This window comes from Thalassotalea sp. HSM 43 (assembly GCF_004752005.1).
Taxonomy (GTDB): Bacteria; Pseudomonadota; Gammaproteobacteria; order Enterobacterales; family Alteromonadaceae; genus Thalassotalea_A.
Map to the genome: position 1 here is coordinate 1,697,341 of NZ_CP038493.1, position 20,654 is coordinate 1,717,994.

Here is a 20,654-nt window from a genome sequence, read left to right on the forward strand (position 1 = left end):
TTTGTTTGCTTACAGGTTAGGATATTAAACAATGCCAAATCTTCAAAAAGACATCACGCAAGTATATTGGCAACCCTTGCAATCATTGCTAAACCCAACAGGGCCAAAGGTACAGGCGCTAGAAGGGTTTGATAGCGAATTCGTCGATCTGGTCGATTATATAATTCGCATCACCCATCGAATTTGGGAACAGAAAAACATTGGCCTTTGTTACGATTATTACGCTGACATTTGCCCTGTATACATGCTCGGTGGTTATTGTGAATCCGTTGATGATGTCGTTGCCAACACCTTAAAAACCATTGCCGCGTTTCCAGACCGTTCATTAATTGGCGAAAATGTCATTCACAAAGACGAGGGCGACGGAGTTTATTATTCTTCGCATTTGATCACCTCCATCATGACTAATTGCGGCGATTCTGAGTTTGGTCCGGCGACCAATAAGACAGGTAGAGTAACCACCATTGCCGATTGCGTATGCAAAGCAAATCGTATCATTGAAGAATGGCTGGTAAGAGATAATTCATTTTTAGTGAAGCAATTGGGTATAGACCCTATCGATGCCGCCCGACATATGGCCAAATCTGACGCAAACTCTGTTTTTACAAGCTGGTACACCAGTGAATATGCTCGCGTTATGGCGCACGATCATAGACAGCAATGCGAGCTGGAACAATGGACTAATATCGACGACTTTGACGGTCAGGCATTTGCTCAGTCTTGGTTGCAAACGCTGTTTAATCGTAAGCAGTTTTCACAAATCGACAAATACTACAAAGGTAACGCCAAACTGCAGTGGCCCGGTGGCCGAAAAGCGGTTGGTTGCGCAAAAATAGCCGGCACATTGATTCAATGGCTAGCACAATGCCCGGATGCGAGAGTCAGCTGCGATCATGTTGGCGTCACCTACTTCGACGACAACACCGTAGATGTTGCTATCCGTTGGGGTCTTGCCGGTCACTTTAACCCTCAAGATAAACGACTTGCTCACAGTAAAGGGCAAGAATTGTTTGTGTTAGGTGCATCACATTTGCGAATTAGTAATGGCAAAATCGAATCTGAAATAACCGTATTTGACGAAGTGGCAATGTATGCCAACCTACTTCGAGATGGTTCACAATCATTAGCTATGTTGGGAGGCAAAATTGATGCTTAACAAGGATAATGCGTTAGCACAGTTAACCACGCAGTTATACGGCGAAGGAAACCTTAACGTACTAAGAGCCAAGCTATTGCACTCATCGTCTTGGCAGCAACATAATTTGTGTTGCTATGGTAACGAGTTGCAACAAGCGATGTGGTTAGAACACATCAGTGATTTTGGTCTAGGCAATGTCGATGTGGCAAACTGCGTGAGCAATGGTCATCACACCGTTGTGCATATCAATGCAGCAAATAAAGCCAATTCCAACCCTGTCAATATGGCGCTTTATTTTCATCATAACGATGAATACATCAAAACTGTTGAATGTATTGTTGATAGCCATAGCTACCAACACGCGATAGAAGCAGATTGCAGCCAATTTATCGATAAACTGCCAACACCAGACCCAATTATTGCCAGCCAAATTGATCAGCAATTACATCCAAAAACTTCGCATATGACGCCAGCGAACTTGGTTGATGGTAATTGCCCGCATATCGATGCGCTTAACAATTGGTGGTCTATGTGGGTCGACAAACAGCTTAGCCTAGCAAGTGATATCTACGCCGACGAAGCGCGTGTTGAGCTGTCCCACAGCTATTTAGATAACGACAGTGACGATATTAAAAGCTATATCATCAAGTTGACTAAAACCCTCAAGCGTAGCTACTTTCAACTCGAAGATATTATTGTAGACGCAAAGTCATCTGACAAAGTGGCGATAAAATGGTTTGTCGACGGAGATATAACAAGTAATGGCACCAATACACGTGTCAGTGTTCCGGTATTGACGATATTAACCTTTGCGCAAGGCCAAATCAGTCATGAATCTATGTTAGTTGATTGGCACGCAACAGCGAAACAGTTCGGCCTTAAGCAAGCGATTATTTAACTGATGAAGCGCATGCCGATACCATTAATTGATGCCCATCATCATTTATGGGACATTGAGAAAAATCATTACCCTTGGTTAGCCGCCAAGGGGGAAATGCGTTTTTTCGGGCAGCCTGACCCTATTCGCGTGAATTATTTGCCAGCAGACTTTATTGAAGATCACCTAAAACAAGTCGAACGTTCAGTGCATATTCAAGTAGGCATCGAACCTTCTGCCAGAGTGCATGAGACCAAATGGTTACAACAATGCCACAATCAATCAAATGGCAGATACCCGGCAAAAGCCGTGGTCGATATTGATATGTTGGCGACAGATGTTGAGCAGCAAATCATTGCCCAAAAACAATACAGCATCACTCAAGGGGTGCGACATATTATTGGAAAAAGCACTGAAGAAAACAAACAACTGCCTGATTTTGATCGAGATAAATGGTTAGCTAGCTTGCAGTTGCTGGTTAAACACCAGCTTAGCTTTGATTTACAGTGCACCAGTGAACAATATCAACAGATATACACGGTGATAAGGCAAGTTCCAGAGCTTAAAGTCGCTATCTGCCATCTCGCCTCCCCATGGGAGCAAACCGAATCAGGCTTTGCTCACTGGCAACAGTATATGGCGAAGTTTGCAGCTTTGCCGAATGTGTATATGAAAATATCTGGTTTTGCCATGTTTAATCATGGCTTTATAGAACCAATGTTTATCAAATATGCCAGCCAAGCAATCGAGTTATTTGGTGCACAGCGTTGTATGTTAGGCTCTAATTTTCCGGTTGATAAACTATACATGAGTTACCAACAGCTATTAATGGTGTGGCAAAACTTACTGTCTATATACGACCAAGAGCAGCAACAGCATCTCGCCTATAACACCGCACAATCGTTTTATCAGCTATAATTGCAAGCCACTGAGGCAGGCTTTTGCCTCAGTCACTTTGCATTAAACTAATGCAGCCCCTTCAGACAATGACTTAAGCTTTGCATAAGCGATATCAGGTGCAACAGCACCAAAGCCTGCAAAGGTGCCAAACCCACAATCCGAACTAGCGACGACTCTTTCACGACCAACAATATTGGTAAATTGCTGTATTCGCTGTGCGATTAATTGTGGGTGTTCAACAAAGTTACTGGTGCTGTCAATTACCCCAGGAATAAGTACTTTGCTATCAGGAATGTCATGTTTGCGCTCAGCAAACACCGTCCACTCATGGGCGTGCCTTGGGTTTGAAGATTCAAATAAAAGATTGTCAGCATTTACCTTCATCAAGGTATCAAACATTTTTGCCATTTCGATATCGCAGACATGTGGGCCTTCATAATTACCCCAGCAAATATGGACCCTCAGTTTACTTGAATCGATACCGCTAATGGCATGATTCAGCGCTTCAACATGGCTATTTGCAACGTTAACAAACTCGTCATCGCTAAGGTGATTGAACAGCATATGACGAGACAGCGCCAAATCTGGACAATCTAATTGCAGAGTTAGACCGGCACTAACAATCGCTTGATACTCTTGTTTCATAGCGTCCGATAAGACCTGCAAATACTCTTCTTGAGTGCCGTAGTATTGGTTTGGTAAAAACAATGCTATCACACCAGGTGACGCGGCATTCATAAAGCCTTGTTGGCACTGGTTAGCCGCCATCGCCGCGGTTAGGTTGTCAATATCCTTAGTTAAGTCGTCGTTATTTAGCGCCGTGATCGGTGCGGTACACATCGGGCGACGATAAGACGGCGTACCGCCAGACTTAGCCAACCTATCTAAAAAGTCAGGAAACAGCTTTAAATCGGCAGGGGCGTTACGATCACTGTCACCACTAAAACCGCTGTAACGATCTTTAACATAGGTTGCATACGATATTTTTGATGTTTCACCATCCGAGACGATATCGATACCGGCATCGACTTGTTTACTCACCACATCAGCGACATGTTCGCTAACAACGCTATCGAAAGCACCTTGCTCATAAGACTGCTGATTTTCTTTGGCAAAAATCATATCTACAACGTCTTGGCTGCGAGGTAAAGACCCCACATGGGTCGTTAAAATAGGCTTAGTCATGCTCTAATTCCTTATGTTATTGGCGAAGCGCCGATAATAATGGCGTTACTGCATCGCCATATCGCTGCCATGAATTAACACTGCTTTTGTAGATTGGTTGGCGAACTTGTTCTGCACTTGGCGTTAATACCGTACGTGTGTTTTTATGAAAATCTAACACCTCAGATTCAAATTCTATGTGCAAAAATGAGAACAACTGTCGCGCTTCTTTGGCTAGGTCGTCAACAACATTTTCATAGGCTAAAGGTAAAATTGCATCAGGATATAATCCTTGCCAAAACGTCATTAAATTTTGCTGCGAATTATAGTAGTCACCTAACGCCGATAGTTCATGAGCGTATGTTTGGTTGTCATCAAATGGCAGCTTAAAAATAGACATACAATTGTCCATTGGATCACGCTGGCAATAAATAATTTTGCTCGCTGGAAATAAGGCTTGAATAAAGCCCACCATATTAAAGTTAAGTGGGTTTTTATCAACAAAATACTCAACATTCCCAATACGTTGTTGCACTAAATTCAAATACATATCGCGCAACTGGGTCCAGTGTTTCTCGCTTAGTAAAGCGGTACATTGCGGATAAGGTTTATTGGTTAAGCGAACCGCTTCTTTGGCCACATCATTAATAAAACCAAGCTCACCTGCTCCAACGATTTTTGAATGACTCGACAAAATTTGCTCGGTAAGTGTGGTACCGGACCTTGGCATACCAACGATAAAAATAGGTGTCATTGCCCCACCTTGCTGTGCCGTTTTATTGACAGGAAAGTGCGACTGCGCCAGCTGCAAATGCTGCTTCGTTTTATCTGCTTGATAAGGATATTGGCGTGCTTTATAGCCTTTGCCTTTGATGACATGTTCAATCGCTGCGTCATACTGCTTATGCTTTTCATACTCACAAGCGAGGGCTAAATGTAGAGAACAGCGAAAAATGTCTGGCTGCGCCTGATCTGCAAGCAACTGTTTAATTTGCTCTATTTCAGTGCTTTCTAAACGACTATTTTTTAATTTCGATAATTGATAATAGGAACTGGCATGCGTGGGATTATGTTTAATTGCTATACGAAAATGCTGCGCGGCTAAGTCAAACTCACCCATTTGCTCGAGCAACACGCCCAAATGATTGTGTGCCTCTTCATTATGCGGTTCCACAGCTATGACTTGTTCGAGCATCTGTTTCGCTAAATCTGTCTTATTAAGTTGCTTTAACGCCGTAGATATATGTAATTTGGCAACGATTCTATCGCCGAAATGTATTGCTTGTTGAAAACGTTCAACCGCGGACTCATAGTGCCCTAAGCTGTTTAATAGCTCACCTTCAAGGGTATGTAAATCAGCACGCGATGGATTGAGCTTTTTCGCATAATTGACTACTTGCAACGCCTTATCAATATCACCACATGCTTTTAATGAGTTACATAAGTTAACCATACAGTCGGTATAACTATTATCGAGCCTTAAAGCCGATTCAAAACAATAAATGGCTTTTTTATGCTGATTTAATGACGCCTGCACATTACCCAGATTATTTAATACTATGGTTTGATTAGGGTTAAGTTGTAATGATGCCTCAAAGGCTTGTTTCGCTTGTTCGAGTTGCTTTAAGGCTTTATAGGCGAGGCCTAAATTGGCGTAACTTTCCGGATCACGATTATTAACCGTTAACGCTTTTTCTAATAGTTTAACGGCTTGCTCATGTTGATGCTCAGCGATGGCAATCACCGCCAGTAAATTTAAGGCAAACTGGTTGTCATGCTCTGTTGATAGTATTTCATTATATATTGATTTCGCTTTTGCCAGATCGCCTTGCTGTTGTAATGCAAAACCCTTTTCTAATAACGATCTAATTGCTTGCTTCAAAATATCCAACCCTTAACTTCGTTGTACCTAGATGCGATATGCCGCCCCCTGTCGGCAGCTCTGCTTAGCCTATCACAGCATGAGCTCTGTTTTACCTAAGCGTCAATAAAAAAGCCTGCACAAGGCAGGCTAGTTTATTAACCAGGGAGGATTAGAAATTATAAGCTACACGAAGGCCCCAAGTTCTCGGTGCGGCATAGTCTTTAGCAACACGTGCTCTAGACAATATTTCAGTATAGGTTGTGATTAACTCATCAGATGCGTTGTTCATCCAGAATTTCGCACTCCAATCGCCTTCAGCTGAGCGCCAAGTCAAAGACCAATCAATCTTGGTGTAAGAGTCCTGCTCACCAAAGAATACCGGTGCACGGTTAGTTTCGTAACCACTGTTGTAATAAGTGTGAACATAAGGAACAAGCGTACCCATATCACCAAGGTCGAAGGTATACGCAATACCAACACCAATTGTTGTATCAGGCGTATAAGGCGTATTCTTGCCATCCATAACAAATACACCGTTACCGTCAGCATCAACTTCATCAACGCCAATCGGTTGTACACCACCAACGACTAGGTTACCTGTTGATACATTAAACTCGTCGTATTCAGACATATCCAATGAAATGCCAAAGTCGATAACTAAGGAATCGGTTACATCCCAGAAACCTTCAAGCTCAATACCTTCAGAATCAATTGAACCACCTGGGATTTGTGTTGCCACAGCAACCCCGTCACCTTTGTCAATAAAAGCCGTTGTGGTTAAGCCTTCTTGCTTACCAAAGAAGTAAGCTGAGTTTAAGCGTAAAGAGCCATCAAGCAAGGTACTTTTAACACCCAATTCAAACGCTTCGTTTTCTTGAGGGTCAAGTAGTTTATGAGTAACATTGTCTACGGCGCCAGCTATATAAGCGGTCGAGAATGACGTATAAACCATGACATCATCATTCAACTGATAGTCTGCACCAATGCGATAATCGGTATGTTCATCATCACCAAAGGTTTTTTCACGGTCAGTGTAATCAAATGTCGGAAGATCAGGACCTAAGCGTTGGCTTGCATCCCAAGGCAGAGTATTTGAGCTTGTCCATTCGCGCTCATCTTCGGTATAACGAATACCTGCAGTCAGGTTTAATTTATCGGTTAGAGAGTAGGTTGCTTGACCATACAGTGCAGTTGACTTAGTACCGCCGTACCCCTCACTATTCCAATATGCCCATGACGGAGTTTCTGGTGTTGCACCAGCATAACCATACCAAGACTCTTCCAAGCTACCAAAGATGTACGCTGATTTATTATCTGAATCGGTATCATCAAATAAGTAAGCACCTAATACATATTGGAATGCGCTATCATGCGTTGAGGTGATGGTTAGATCTACTTGATGAGAATTACGAGTACCGTATGTACCGTCTATCCAAGCTGGGTTGCCAGAAAATTCTGCATCCATGATGTTTTTTGATTCATATTCGAATTTAGCAGCATTAACATTTAAGTTATGACCTGCGAAATCCCATGAAACATTAAGATAGTATGCGGTTTCTTCTAGCTTACGATCAGGTGTGTAGTCGTAATCAATAGTGTAATCACCACCAACGATGTCGGCATATTCATCACCGTTACAGATGTTACCAGCTTGGCTGCGACCACCAGGACGATCGCCATCAGCACAACCTGTGTAGGTACCCATACGAGGATCAATAAAACCATCTATCGGGTTAATACGTGTAGGGTCATCTTTATCAAGAGGAACACCAATCGATTTATACGCCCAGTTCAAGTTACCATTTGCAGTATCTTCCCAGTATGACGTACCAACATTTACCGATAAGTCGTCACTAATTTGAAATAATACTTGAGCACGAACATAAGAGTAATCAGAATCTTTTAGGCCTGCTTTTTTGTTGTTAACATTTTCAACATAAGGGTCGCGTTGCTCATCAGCAGCGGTCAATCGAAAAGCGACGTTCTCACCTAGAGGAACATTGACGAAACCTTCCAATTTTTGCAGATCGTAATCACCGCCAGTGACAGCAACACCAAAGTCAAAGTCTTCTAAATCTGGTTTTTTAGTAATAACGTTGATCAAACCACCAAATGTATTACGACCAAACAAGGTACCCTGTGGACCTCTCAATACTTCGACACGTTCAATATCAATGTAACCAGCCAATGCTTGACCGCTAGAAGGTAGGTACATGCCGTTATGATAAATTGGTACGGCAATATCGGTAGTACCAGCAGCACCTGCGCCACGCAAAATAGCTTGAGGGTTATTACCAAAGCTTGCAACAGTCAAACCCGGAACGGCTTTTTCTAGCGACAATATGTCGTTGATTTGCATATCAACAAGATCATCACCGGATACGGAGGTTACCGCGATAGGGACTTCCTGGATATTTTGAACTCGTTTTGCAGAGGTTACGGTAATGGTTTCAATTGCTTCATCACTATCCACTTCTTCTGCAATTGCAACCTGCGCGGTAAATGCATTTGCCACCGCTAGAGCTAAAATTGAGCGCTTTGAAATAAACTTTTTATAAATATTCTTATTCATTTTCCTCTCCACCAACATTGCTGTTGTGAATGCCACTTATGTTTTTGAATTATTGTTTTTATTTTTAATTGTTTTAGACCTCGAACAAAAAATGTACTTCGAAATCATAATGAATGTCAACAAATTACGTAAAAAAAATGTTACGCAAACAAACCAAAAACTAACACACAGTTTACAAACCTTTAAAGTAAATGCCTGTAGCGATTTTATGAATTCACAATAAAATAAACGCGAAATGACTGCGAAGTCATTTAAGCTAAAAGTATGATTACATGAAAAATATAAATTAAAGCTTTGAAAGGCTTAGGTTTTAATGTAAAAAAAGAGTATTTTTGCAACAAAGTAAAACAAGAATTAAATGCAATAGAAAATGAAGGCGGGAATTGTTTTTCTATTAAACCCAATCAATACGGCTCAATTCAACACAGATAAGATAGACACGCAAAAATAATGTAGAGACAGCATTATTGGGTTTTACCTTAAAGACAACAAGGTGAGCCTATTTTTATAAAAAACAGCTTAATTTTCAGCCAATCAACTATTCGCTGTATTGCAAGCTAGGCTAATAATTAAATATTGTATATTTAACTCCTATCTAAAAAATGCCCTATACCGATAAATAATTAAAATTCCAACCATAGCTCAGTTCGAGAGCCGCTTGCCCACGCAAAAAAAAGCCAGCTATAAATTAGCTGGCCAATATATCTCAATAAATCGCTATATTGTTAGATAAAGCTAGGCTAATAATTTAACCTACCAATTATGTAATATAAATAGTATATTAAAAAATATTTAAAAATGCTGGATGCCGGATACCGTTGGATAATAAAATGCCTAACTTAAAACACCTAATACGCCTGACATTGTCGATATTTATTAGCGTAATGTGCTTTGCACAACTGCCCGCTACCGCGACGGAATATTACGTCAACCCCGCCATTGGCAATGACAACAACTCAGGCACATCAAAGGATGCACCAATTAAATCGCTTGATAAAGCCAAGCGAATAAAACTGCAGGCTGGTGATAAGTTATTGTTTGCGGCAGGCAAAACCTATTGGGGCTCGCTTGTTCTAAATAATCTAAAAGGCAGTGCCGACAAGCCGATTATTGTCTCTACCTATATGGACGATAACAACAGTGACGATGCTCACGCTAAGATTATCGCCAGAGGCTTACTAAAAGGCATCGAAGTCGTTAATTCAAGTCATCTGCAGATCAGTAACTTTATAGTCACAGCAAATGGTGGCGGCGTGTATAAATGGCAGCAAAAACTGTGGGATAAGCAAAACGGTAAAAAGAAAACCATGATGCGTGTTGGTGTTTATGTTGAAGCGAACAAAGGCAACAACACCTATTCAGGTATAACCTTTAAAAACATGTTAGTACGCGACATATTTTTTCATGACCCAGGTAAGTCGCGAAGCCGTGCTGAAACAGCGAGCGCTATGGGAACCGAAGCCTACGGCTGGGGATTTCGTTTTTTTACGAAAGGAAAAGCCAAACTTAACAACGTCACCGTCGATAACTCCATTGTTTACAATGTCGCACACACCGGTATTAAATTTAACGGCGTAAAAGGCAATCTTGATAATGTCACTTTAAGTAACAATCAAGTATTGAAGACCGGTGGGCCGGGAATGCAAATGAGTGGCGTCACCAATGCGCATGTATTTAACAATAAAGTTGATGAATCTGGCAGCACAAATGATACCCGGAAATGGGGACGTGGCAGCGGCATGTGGACTTGGGGAAGTTCCCATATTTTGGTGGAGCACAATCAATTCCTAAATGCCAATGGCCCTGCAGATTCGGCTGGTTTTCATATCGACTTTAATTGTGACAATGTCATCGTACAGTACAACTTAAGCGCCAATAATGCCGGCGGTTTTATTGAAATTCTCGGCAACAATTACAATAACGCTTATCGCTATAACGTCAGTGTCAATGATGGCCATCGCGTCAAAAAGAAAGGGGTTGCATTTCAAGAAGGGAAAACGTTTTGGTTAAGCGGCTTTAATGGCAAAAACAAACCACACAATGGCCCTTTCAATAGCTACATATACAATAATACAATTTATGTAAGTGATGAAATTGTCAGCAAAATTGCGGTGACCCGCATGGCAAAAGGTGCGTTAGTCGCCAATAACATTTTCCATATCGTAGGTGACAGTAAACTGGTCAAAGGCGATCAATACCGTCCAGAGTCAAACGGTACCAATCATATATCAGACGTTATCTTTACCAATAATATATTCCTGAAACAGAGCAACTGGCCAAAACAAGTACTCATTCAAGACCAAGCACCTGTTATCGCGGATGTAGCATTTACCAATCCAGGTTCTCAATTAATTGGCGACTATACACCACAAAATACGGATGTGATTGCCAACAAAGGCATTGAAATTCCTTTTATACCTGGTGACGATAAAGGTTTATTTAAGGCACTTACCGTTAAGCACGATATCTTAGGTAACCCAATCGTCGATAAACCTGATATCGGCGCGATTGAAATCAGTGCTAAAGCCAATCAGTAAGCGATTTAAACAATGAAAAATTTATTTTTACTGCTGTTACTCTCAAGCTTTGCCTGCAGCGCAGATGACGATACGCAACCACCTAATATAGTCTTTATTATGGCCGATGATCTCAATGATTTTGTCGGCGTGATGAATGCTAATATAGGCATAAAAACTCCAAATATTGATGCGCTTGCCAATCAAGGTGCACTATTTACCAATGCGCATTCCAATGCGCCGATATGCAGCCCTTCAAGAGCGAGTCTGTTCTCAGGCATTTACCCACACCAATCTGGGCAATACGGTTTTGGGAATTGGCGCCAAAACACCATGCTTAGCAACTCGAAAACCATCATGGAATCGCTGTCAGAATCAGGTTATTTCAGCACTGGTGCCGGTAAGCTAACCCATCATCAATGGCCAAATGCCTGGGATGAATTTGCGATTCGACCTGACTATACGCCATTGGCATTTAATGGCAAAAAGGTTACCGGTCACCCTGACGTACCGGCTCCGTATAACCGCGAAGTAGGACCATTAGACTCAACATTTATTGCTTTATCAAAAGTCCCTACAGTAAAAGCCAGCAACAAAGCACCGGGCTATAGTGGCTGGTTTTATGGCGGGTTTAAGAAGCCATTTCGATACAAATCACCACAAGATCGTGATTTACTTCCCGATGAAATGTACGCTAACTGGGCGGTTGATAAAATCACCGAAATGCAATCACAAGGCATAAATAAGCCATTCTTTTTAAGCGTTGGCTTTATTCGTCCGCACACACCGTTGGTGGTGCCTGATGAATATTTTGCGATGTATCCACTCGATGAAATAGCCCTGCCAGCATTTAAAGAAGATGATGCTGCTGATACCCATTTTGAAAGCTTGTCGGCGCCAAAACCATCTCGTGGTCGCAAACATTACCATAGCTTATTGGCTTCTTTTGACTCAAAAGATCAAGCGCTGCGTCAGTATTATCAAGCCTACATGGCCAGTGTTAGCTTTATGGATGCACAAGTAGGCAAAGTACTTGATGCCCTAAATAACAGCTCATTTAAAGAAAATACCATCATCGTTTTAACCAGTGACCATGGTTATAACTTAGGTGAGAAAGACAACCTATTTAAAAACAACTTGTGGGAACGCTCAACTAAGGTGCCGTTGATTATTTACGATCCACGTCAAGCCAAGGCGCAGAAAATTGCTGAGCCGGTTAGTTTAATCGACTTATACCCAACCTTTATGGACTATGCTGATGCTCGCATCGATAACCGTAAAAACAAACAAGGCGGTAAACTCGACGGTTTAAGCCTTCTACCTTTACTTAATGGCACCGATAATACTGCCAGACATGCGCTAAGCGTGGTCAAGCAGTGGGGTGAACACGGCTTAAAAAGCTTTGCTCTGCGCACTGAGCAATGGCGTTATATTTTGTATGGCAACAATAAAGAAGAGCTGTATAACCATAACGATGACCCAAATGAACACCATAACCTTGCCGATTCAACCAAGCATCAAAACATTAAAGAATCATTAAAAGTTAAGTTATTAGCGCTGACAAAAAACGCCCTTTAATCGGGCATTTTTTCATCAAAAAGTTAAACCTTTATTTCCGGTCTTTGCTAACAGAAAATGGAATCAACGGCAGCTGTTCACTGTTGTAGACATTAACCCTGACAGGGTTATTGCCCCAGCCATAGCGAATAAACGCCGGCGCTGCAATGTTCGGATGCCAGACAACGATTTTATCTTGATGGGTTTTTGCTTTAGCCCAGACAAACTTGCCGTCGCTACCTGCAATAGCAAAACCACGAATTTCTTCACCTTTGATTTCAATGCCTGACACCATATTCGCAAATGACAATAACGCTTTATTGTGTTGCCAATCGACCTGCGACAATTGCATGTTACGATATTGCACATCCTCGTGATAAGCCAGGTAACGTGCCGCTAATGCTAAGCGCTCACCAACGGTCTTTTTATCTTGTGGATGAATGTCGTTACTTTCCCCTACATCAATCGCCAACGCCATGGCCGTGTGTGGCATAGATTGCAATACGTCAGTTTGCGCCTGACGTAAATTGGCCCAACTACTGTTTGCCGCTGGCTGGCGGTCCACTTTGCCAAAATTAGCTAACTGTACATAAAGAAATGGCAGCTCTTTGTTAGCAAACAAGCTACGCCAATCGTCAATCATGCTGCTCATTAAGTCTTGATACTGATCGGCATTCGGGGTATTACCTTCGCCTTGATACCAAATAACGCCTTTAAAACGCAGCTTTGCTAATGGCGCAATCATCGCATTGTATAAGCCGGTTGGATGCCAATGCAACGGCCGTACGCGAGGTAACGCTGGCATCTTAGCAGCAACCTGATATTGCCACTCACCGCTTAAATCCAAACATTGATTTTGCAGTTGCAAACAGTATTTTTTACCTTGAATCAGCGCCCCTTGACCTCGCATCACTTCGACTCGGGTGGTAATAAAATTATCTCCGGCTTGCAAAAGATTGTTTGGAAGTGCGTATCGACGTGGTTGATATTGGCTTGCTGTCTGGCCAACTTTTACACCATTGACATAGGTTATGTCGTTGTCGCGGATATTGCCCAATAGCAAACGGGCTTGTATTGAATTAGCCTGCTGTGCGCTTAAGGTGACACGTTTGTGTAACCAAATGCTGCCCTGTTTAAAGTCGCTACTGGCCAGCTTCATTTGACCAGGCAAAGCTAATGTAGGCCAATCGGCATAGGTATTGGCATCGTTAAGTAAATCAGCGCCTGCTTGCAGTAACATGTCGTTTTGCTTAGCGCTCAACTGCCACTGCTTCACCATATTCTTGGTGTTGCTTGCGTATGCCTGACGCTGTGCACTGTCTTGATATTTGTGTGCACGAGCCAATTGTTCAGGGTACGCTGCCAACGATTGTTCGCTCATCCACGCTTCGATAGGCGTACCACCTACCGAAGAATTGACGATGGCTATAGGCACATCGTAGTTTCTGGCCAGTGCATCGGCAAAAAACCAAGCGACCGCCGAAAACTCTTTAACCGTTTGTTGGTCTGCTAGCCGCCATTGACCGGCTTGCAATTGTTGCTTAGGTCCAGAAAAATCATAGCTTAATGGCACTTTAAATTGACGAATATCAGGATAGTGCTGACGCTGAGTTTGCTCTGGAAATGTCGATAATACTTTAGCCACAGGAAAGGCCATGTTCGATTGACCAGAGACTAACCAGACATCACCAAACGCGACATTATTGATAATAATGTCGTTAATGCGAATTTGCTGATTGCGGGCTACGCTTTGCGGCGGCAAATTAACTGTCCATTGGCCATCGCTATCGGCAACGGCATGATAGTCTTGCTTATTTAATCGTACCGTGACCTTTTCGCCAACATCTGCCGCACCATAAATGTTCAAGGCGGTATCTCGTTGCAATACCATACCATCAGAAAAGTAGGCATCGAGCGTGACCGCGGCGCTGGTTGAGCCACTAAACAAAGTGAACAGCAGCAATATCCATTGCCGCGCAATGATTTTTCTAAGCGTTATTTTTTTCATAAGTATCTGTCAGCACTATTTTTATTTCTTTGCTTTTAATTTATATTATATATATTAATAATAAAAGTAAGCTTAGCTATGTTCCGTTATTTATGTACTTTATTTTGCCTGTTTTTGCTTGGTATTAGTAGCACCAGTGCCGCCAGTGATAAAACCACTAACCTGAATAAAAAAGACAAACGACCTAACGTCATTTTGATTGTTGTTGATGATCTTAACGATTATCAGGGTATTTTTGCCGGCCACTCACAAGTTCAAACACCAAATATCGACAAGCTTGCCGCCAGCGGTAGCAGCTTTATTAATGCGCAAAGTAATATCCCCGTTTGTCAGCCTTCACGCAATAGTCTGTTTACTGGGGTATATCCGCATGTCTCTCAAGATTTCGGCTGGACTAAACAACACAAACAACCGGTATTAAAACACAACAAAACCTTGCAAGAGTTGTTTGCTGAAAATGGCTACCAAACGATGGGCACCGGCAAGCTTATGCATGGTGGTAAAACAGAGCTTTGGCAGGAATGGGGCATGCCGCATAAGCACGACTATGGACCGTTATATTTTAATGGTGACAGTAATGGCGCCTCACCCAACGTAGCCTCACCATTTGCCGATATTGGTGCCATTGATGGCGCCTTTGGTCGTTTATCTGTCGCTAAATCATCAGGCAAACGTAATCAACCAGGTTGGGTTTACGGTTGGGATAAAAAACCATTTCGGTATATCAGTGACGACGATCGCGACTTGATGCAAGATGAAAAGCATGCGCAATGGGCTAGCGAACAACTCAAGACACTAGCGCAAGCCGAAAACCAAGCGCCGTTTTTTATGGGCATAGGTTTTGTTCGTCCACATACCCCGCTTTACGCACCAGACAAATACTTTGATATGTATCCGCTCGAAGACATCGACTTATCACATTGGTTGCCAGATGATCAGAATGACACCTTTTTTCAAAACAACTTTCCAACAGATGGCAAAGGCCTTAGGTACTATCGTACCTTACTGCAATCGTTTGACGGTGACCGAGAACTGGCGTTAAAGCACTTTTTACAAGCCTATTTAGCGTGCATTACCTTTATGGACGCGCAGCTAGGCAAAGTACTAACCGCCCTTGAGCGGCATCCGCAACTAAATGACAATACCGTTATTGTCTTTACCAGCGATCATGGCTGGCAAATGGGTGAAAAAGGTTATTTGTTTAAAAACTCACCTTGGGAAGAAAGTGCGCGTATCCCAATGATCGTGCGCACCCCAGACAATACCAAGCAAGGGCAAAAGATTAGCCAACCGGTATCGCTTATTGATATTTTCCCAACTTTAGTCGATTACGCCAATTTAAGCGGTAATCACAAGAAAAATGACAAGGCAGGTGACTTGGGTGGCCACAGTTTAAGACCTCTTATTGATGCCGATACAATGAGCCAATGGCAAGGACCCAAAGGCGCATTATCCGTGGTCGGTAACTACGGAAATAGCGGTAAAAAATGGCAAGTCGAGCAACAAAACTACTCTTATCGTACCGAACGTTTTCGTTATATTCGTTATAGTAACGGCGAAGCGGAGCTTTATGACCACGAGCAAGATCCTTACGAGTGGCATAACCAAGCGAAAAACGAGCAATATCAGCAAGTTATTAATGACCTAAGACAACAAGTTAATAATTTACTGCAAACCACACTGTAAGGATTTTCAATGACTCTTTTGATCAACTGTTTAACATGGTTTGCAGCCGCAGCATTCACTGTTGTTGCACTCCCTGCATACGCTTCAAACGATGCACCTATAGATGAGCAGCGACCGAATGTATTATTTGTCATCGTTGATGATTTAAATGATTACCTAGGCACCTTTGGTGGTCATCCACAAAGTAAAACCCCCAATATCGATAGGTTCGCCGAGCAAGCAACCCAATTTAGCAACGCACATACCAATGTGCCGGTATGCTCACCATCAAGAAGCAGCTTATTTACCGGTGTCTATCCACATGATTCGCGCGATTTTGGCTGGACTCGCTTAAAAAAACAACATGTACTGAAAAACAATAAAACCTTTTTACAACAATTCCGTGAGAACGGTTATCAGATGTACGGCACCGGCAAACTGTTGCATCACAATGACCTGAAATACTGGCATGAATGGGGCGTTGAAGAACGCATTAACTATGGGCCTCATGCTTATGATGGCAACAAGATCGTCGGCCATCCGTCGGTACCAGAGCCATTTCGCAGCATCAATATTGTTGACGGCTCGTTTGCACCATTAACCGATGTACCGACGTTTGACAATAACACCAAGATCAAACGCCAACCGGGCTGGGGTTACCCGTTCAAAGGCTTTCGTTATGTCAGTGAGGACGACCGCGATTTATTGCCAGATGAGCAACACGCGCTATGGGCCGTCAATAAGCTTAAACAACTTGAGCAACAAGATAGCAATTCCCCCTTTTTTATGGGCGTAGGGTTTGTCCGACCGCATACCCCGCTATACGCACCACAACGTTTCTTCGATATGTTTCCGCTTGAGTCGATTGAACTGCCAAACATTAAAACTGGTGACATTGACGATACCTTCTTTAAAGATAACTACCCCATGACGCAAATGGGCTTAGCCTACTTTAAAGCCTTGCAAGATTCGTATCCTGACGATGATTTGGGCTTAAAGAAAGTCATACAAGCCTATCTAGCCTGCATCGCCTTTATGGATGAACAGTTTGGCCTAGTGATGGATGCCCTTAACAGTTCCAAGTTTAATGACAATACCATTGTCGTATTTACCAGTGACCATGGTTGGCAGTTTGGCGAAAAAGACTATCTATACAAAAACTCACCGTGGGAGGAAAGCACCAAAATCCCAATGTTATGGCGAGTGCCTGGTAAAACTATAGCCGGTCATAAAGTGCAACAGCCCGTATCGCTGATAGACATATACCCAACGTTTATAGAGCTTGCCACCTTAACCGGAAGCAACGCACGAAATAAAAACGCAGGACCAATGGGTGGTCATTCATTGGTACCATTGATGCAGCCGAGCAGCACCGATCAATGGCAGGGGCCGCAAGGTGCGTTAACCATTATGGGCGTTGGTATTGATCAACCGATTGAAGGCTTAGCGGTTGGCACTAACCCAAAAGCCCTTTGGCATGTGGCGGTGATTAAAGACTTGCCGCAACATTATGTATGGAAAAACACCTATTCCTACCGCACTGAACGTTGGCGTTACATTCGTTATAAAGATGGGCAAGAAGAGCTGTATGATCATGAAAGCGACCCGTTCGAATGGCATAACTTAGCCGCTGACAAAAACCATCAGCAGCAAAAACAACAATTGCAGCAACAAATGATTGCACTTATCGAAAAACACCAGTCGTAAGCAATCCAATAGTCAAAAAGCCGGGTAAATACCGGCTTTTTGTGCCTTTAAACGCCAAAGGTTTAAAGTGCCTATTTAAAATCGAATGCTGTGTACACCTGAAGTAAGAACCTGTTCGGCTCCTGCAAGCCCTAGGCTTTGATTATCGACAAGCACAGTAACCCCGTCAGGAATATCCACCGATAACAACCCTACATTATTAAATTGCCATTGTATTATTAGCGGTCCTTGTGGGGTCATGATTGTGGCGTTGGCATCGCCTATTGAATGCGACTGCTTGCGGATACGAACGGTCTTCATTCCCGGCTCGATAACCTCAAAGCCCAATACATACTCGGCAAATAGCGCTGGGGCGAATGCGCTTTCGGTTTGCGCGTCAGAACGACTACGGCCATTATCGACAAATTTGCCACTGCGACCGGTACCATTTAACCACCACTCCTCCCAAAGTGTGCCATTGTGCTCAGCGTTTAGCATCTTATCAAAGCGCTGTTTAAATAAGGCCAATGAACTGTCTATTTCACCATAACTAGCAAGACCTTTATGTAAAAAATAACTCATCGCCGGTGTCACTACCACCATACCGTTAGCGTGGCTCATGTAGTCATGATCGCTACCATCTAACACCTGTGCAATAACACGTTGTGCTTGAGCTGGTGAGGCAATCCGCATAGCCAAGGCCATAGCATTACCATGCTCGCTTATCGCCGTCGATTGCTTGCCATCGATAACCGCATCAACAAATACGCCCCGTTCTTGCTGCCAAAAAGCCTTTGCAATATAGCTGCGCATGCTTTTCGCTTGATCCCGATATTTTTGAGCATTCGGCAGCTGCAATAATTCACGTAATCTGCTGTAATCTTCTACCGCTCCCAAGTAATGACCATTAAGGTTTAAGTTGGCACCGCGTCGATCATTTTTGGCATGATCGAGCCAGTAGGAAAACGGCGGGCTGTCAAGCAAGCCATGTTGATTGGTAAAAGAGCCTAGCAACACCATTAACCGTTCAGCATTTGCCATCAATGATAGAGTTGTCACCTTATCACCAGAGTACAGGTAATAGTTATATAGGCTGCGAATCCACAAACAATTAGAGTCGAGAATGACCATGGCGTCTTCGCTTTGTAACGGCCCATAGGCGGGCATTAAGCCATTCGCCCATTGTTCTTGTGCGGTTTGTAGTAAATATCGGCGCTGTAAGCTTTGATTGGCGAAAGTGTAATAATTACCCAGTGCGGCGTAAAACCCGGTTTGCGCGTATTGCCTGCGCTCACGGTAATTGTCGGTATAGGCGTCAGTTGTCGCTACTTTAAGGGTTTGTTTGCTGGCTTGCACATATTGATTTAACCACGCCGCCGAGTTTGATTGAATATCGCCTTGTTCAGTGAATGGGAATGCCAATTGATGCAATGCTAGATGCTGTATTTCCAGATCTTTTTGTGGTTTTACAATAACCCCTAAATAACGCGTCGGTTTAAAATATTGCGCCTGCCAGCGGTCAACTTTGCCAGACAAGGTCACTCGGTCGATTAAATTGGCATCCACCATATGATAACTAAATTGATCATCAATCATAAACGGTATGCCAATGATTTCAACAACGTCACCAGCACTACCACGCATAGTAAATTCTGGTAAGCTATTGATGACTTCGCCAAAATCATATACTAGCAAAACAGGCTTATCGCTTGATGACAATAGCACCGGCATCTGCTCATCAATATCTAGTTGCTTGCCTTGTAAACGCACTTTCGGCGCTTTTTTGGGGTTAGTTATTAGGCTGTGATTGTCTGTGGCAAAATAATCATCAATATATTGCGCCGCAACAAGCTTTGTCACCGGTCGTGTTTGTTCATGTAAGTATTCAATATCACGCGGCACGAGCTCAATCCATGGCGCGGTTTTGGCATGCGCTTGTTCATTGCCTTGTACTGCAGGCCAGCCGGTATTGCGTTTAAGCTCAACCGCATTGCTCCAATTACGGTCATCAAAATCAATTGCCTGCCAATTTGCCAATGCCAAGCGCATATCGACACGATCATTAACCTGCTGATGAAAACGGCTCATTTTGGGACTCGGTGTTAACCAAGCAGGATCAGCGGTGGTTTTGACACTATGGTCACTGAGCAGGTAGCCTTGTTCGGCCATATCCAGTTGCAGCAATAAACCAGCACGAGCGCTTAATTGATGGCTAGATAACAAATTATCGGCATGGACTTGCACCGCAATCACATTATCGCCATGGTTCAATAAACTGGCGACATCAAGCACGTCATAAGATTGATGATGCGGCGCACTGCGTGCCGGACCGCGATTGACGTAAACGCCATTAATATACAGTTTGTAACGGTTACTGGCGGTAATCATTAACCTTGCTTGGCTCGGCACAGTGCTCAATGTAAATGATTTACGAAATAGCGCTAGTGATGTGCTCTCTACGTCTTTGTGCCAAATCCACTTTGCTTGCCATGATGGCTTGGTATCACTGTCAATTGTCCATAAACCGACGACATCATTGGCTAATGGTGATCGATTTTCCAGTGCCGAAACAGGTGACAACAAACCACACAAGCCAATAAACATCAGCATTTTCACGTACACAAACTTCACTTACCACTCCTATCAACACACATATATCGTATTTATCTTATTTATTCTTGCATATCTAAATGCGCTTGTATACATT

12 protein-coding genes are annotated in these 20,654 nt (G+C 42.9%); 7 read left to right on the top strand and 5 right to left on the bottom strand.

What is annotated here, in order from left to right:
* Positions 1 to 31 precede the first annotated feature (31 nt).
* Genes E2K93_RS07310 through E2K93_RS07320 form a run of 3 tightly spaced genes read left to right on the top strand, consistent with a single transcriptional unit; the run spans position 32 to position 2,933 of the window.
* Positions 32 to 1,156, top strand: coding sequence for an ester cyclase (locus tag E2K93_RS07310; RefSeq protein ID WP_135438466.1), 1,125 nt, complete (start codon positions 32 to 34; stop codon positions 1,154 to 1,156).
* Positions 1,149 to 2,036 (top strand): nuclear transport factor 2 family protein, encoded by an 888-nt coding sequence (locus E2K93_RS07315; protein ID WP_135438467.1) that lies wholly within the window; start codon positions 1,149 to 1,151, stop codon positions 2,034 to 2,036. The genes E2K93_RS07310 and E2K93_RS07315 overlap by 8 nt, the downstream gene beginning before the upstream one ends.
* A gap of 12 nt (positions 2,037 to 2,048) precedes the next feature.
* Positions 2,049 to 2,933, top strand: coding sequence for an amidohydrolase family protein (locus E2K93_RS07320; protein WP_189637881.1), 885 nt, complete (start codon positions 2,049 to 2,051; stop codon positions 2,931 to 2,933).
* A 42-nt stretch (positions 2,934 to 2,975) separates the two neighbouring features.
* On the opposite strand, the gene E2K93_RS07325 is transcribed toward E2K93_RS07320, so the two are convergent.
* From E2K93_RS07325 to E2K93_RS07335, 3 genes are all read right to left on the bottom strand, one after another.
* Positions 2,976 to 4,100 carry a cobalamin-independent methionine synthase II family protein gene (locus E2K93_RS07325; RefSeq protein ID WP_135438469.1) on the bottom strand — a complete coding sequence of 375 codons (1,125 nt, stop codon included), beginning with the start codon at positions 4,098 to 4,100 and terminating at the stop codon, positions 2,976 to 2,978.
* Between the two features lie 16 nt (positions 4,101 to 4,116).
* Positions 4,117 to 5,961 (bottom strand): tetratricopeptide repeat-containing sulfotransferase family protein, encoded by a 1,845-nt coding sequence (locus E2K93_RS07330; protein WP_189637882.1) that lies wholly within the window; start codon positions 5,959 to 5,961, stop codon positions 4,117 to 4,119.
* A gap of 151 nt (positions 5,962 to 6,112) precedes the next feature.
* Positions 6,113 to 8,515, bottom strand: a complete 2,403-nt coding sequence (locus E2K93_RS07335; RefSeq protein WP_135438471.1) for a TonB-dependent receptor — start codon at positions 8,513 to 8,515, stop codon at positions 6,113 to 6,115.
* A gap of 830 nt (positions 8,516 to 9,345) precedes the next feature.
* Here E2K93_RS07335 and E2K93_RS07340 point away from each other — a divergent pair.
* Both E2K93_RS07340 and E2K93_RS07345 read left to right on the top strand, forming a co-directional pair.
* Positions 9,346 to 11,052: a right-handed parallel beta-helix repeat-containing protein gene (locus E2K93_RS07340; RefSeq protein ID WP_135438472.1), complete on the top strand. Its 1,707-nt coding sequence runs from the start codon at positions 9,346 to 9,348 to the stop codon at positions 11,050 to 11,052.
* A gap of 12 nt (positions 11,053 to 11,064) precedes the next feature.
* Positions 11,065 to 12,609, top strand: a complete 1,545-nt coding sequence (locus tag E2K93_RS07345) for a sulfatase (protein WP_135438473.1) — start codon at positions 11,065 to 11,067, stop codon at positions 12,607 to 12,609.
* Positions 12,610 to 12,640: 31 nt separating this feature from the next.
* Here the strand turns inward: E2K93_RS07345 and E2K93_RS07350 are convergent, their stop codons facing one another.
* Entirely contained in the window at positions 12,641 to 14,596 is a 1,956-nt protein-coding gene (locus E2K93_RS07350) for a sialate O-acetylesterase (protein ID WP_135438474.1), read from the bottom strand.
* A 78-nt stretch (positions 14,597 to 14,674) separates the two neighbouring features.
* On the opposite strand from E2K93_RS07350, the gene E2K93_RS07355 reads away from it, so the two are divergent.
* Together E2K93_RS07355 and E2K93_RS17775 are read left to right on the top strand one after the other, a co-directional pair.
* Positions 14,675 to 16,282, top strand: coding sequence for a sulfatase (locus E2K93_RS07355; RefSeq protein WP_135438475.1), 1,608 nt, complete (start codon positions 14,675 to 14,677; stop codon positions 16,280 to 16,282).
* A 9-nt stretch (positions 16,283 to 16,291) separates the two neighbouring features.
* Entirely contained in the window at positions 16,292 to 17,968 is a 1,677-nt protein-coding gene (locus E2K93_RS17775) for a sulfatase (RefSeq protein ID WP_135438476.1), read from the top strand.
* 75 nt (positions 17,969 to 18,043) lie between these two features.
* Here the strand turns inward: E2K93_RS17775 and E2K93_RS07365 are convergent, their stop codons facing one another.
* Positions 18,044 to 20,578 (bottom strand): alpha-L-rhamnosidase N-terminal domain-containing protein, encoded by a 2,535-nt coding sequence (locus E2K93_RS07365; protein ID WP_135438477.1) that lies wholly within the window; start codon positions 20,576 to 20,578, stop codon positions 18,044 to 18,046.
* Positions 20,579 to 20,654 lie beyond the last annotated feature (76 nt).

What these genes read in the sequence shown, in the direction of transcription:
- E2K93_RS07355 (WP_135438475.1), top strand. Translation starts at nt 14,675, where the DNA reads ATGTTCCGTTATTTATGTACTTTATTTTGCCTGTTTTTGCTTGGTATT.
- E2K93_RS07335 (WP_135438471.1), bottom strand. Translation starts at nt 8,515, where the DNA reads ATGAATAAGAATATTTATAAAAAGTTTATTTCAAAGCGCTCAATTTTA.
- E2K93_RS07345 (WP_135438473.1), top strand. Translation starts at nt 11,065, where the DNA reads ATGAAAAATTTATTTTTACTGCTGTTACTCTCAAGCTTTGCCTGCAGC.
- E2K93_RS07325 (WP_135438469.1), bottom strand. Translation starts at nt 4,100, where the DNA reads ATGACTAAGCCTATTTTAACGACCCATGTGGGGTCTTTACCTCGCAGC.
- E2K93_RS07340 (WP_135438472.1), top strand. Translation starts at nt 9,346, where the DNA reads ATGCCTAACTTAAAACACCTAATACGCCTGACATTGTCGATATTTATT.
- E2K93_RS17775 (WP_135438476.1), top strand. Translation starts at nt 16,292, where the DNA reads ATGACTCTTTTGATCAACTGTTTAACATGGTTTGCAGCCGCAGCATTC.
- E2K93_RS07310 (WP_135438466.1), top strand. Translation starts at nt 32, where the DNA reads ATGCCAAATCTTCAAAAAGACATCACGCAAGTATATTGGCAACCCTTG.
- E2K93_RS07350 (WP_135438474.1), bottom strand. Translation starts at nt 14,596, where the DNA reads ATGAAAAAAATAACGCTTAGAAAAATCATTGCGCGGCAATGGATATTG.
- E2K93_RS07315 (WP_135438467.1), top strand. Translation starts at nt 1,149, where the DNA reads ATGCTTAACAAGGATAATGCGTTAGCACAGTTAACCACGCAGTTATAC.
- E2K93_RS07320 (WP_189637881.1), top strand. Translation starts at nt 2,049, where the DNA reads ATGCCGATACCATTAATTGATGCCCATCATCATTTATGGGACATTGAG.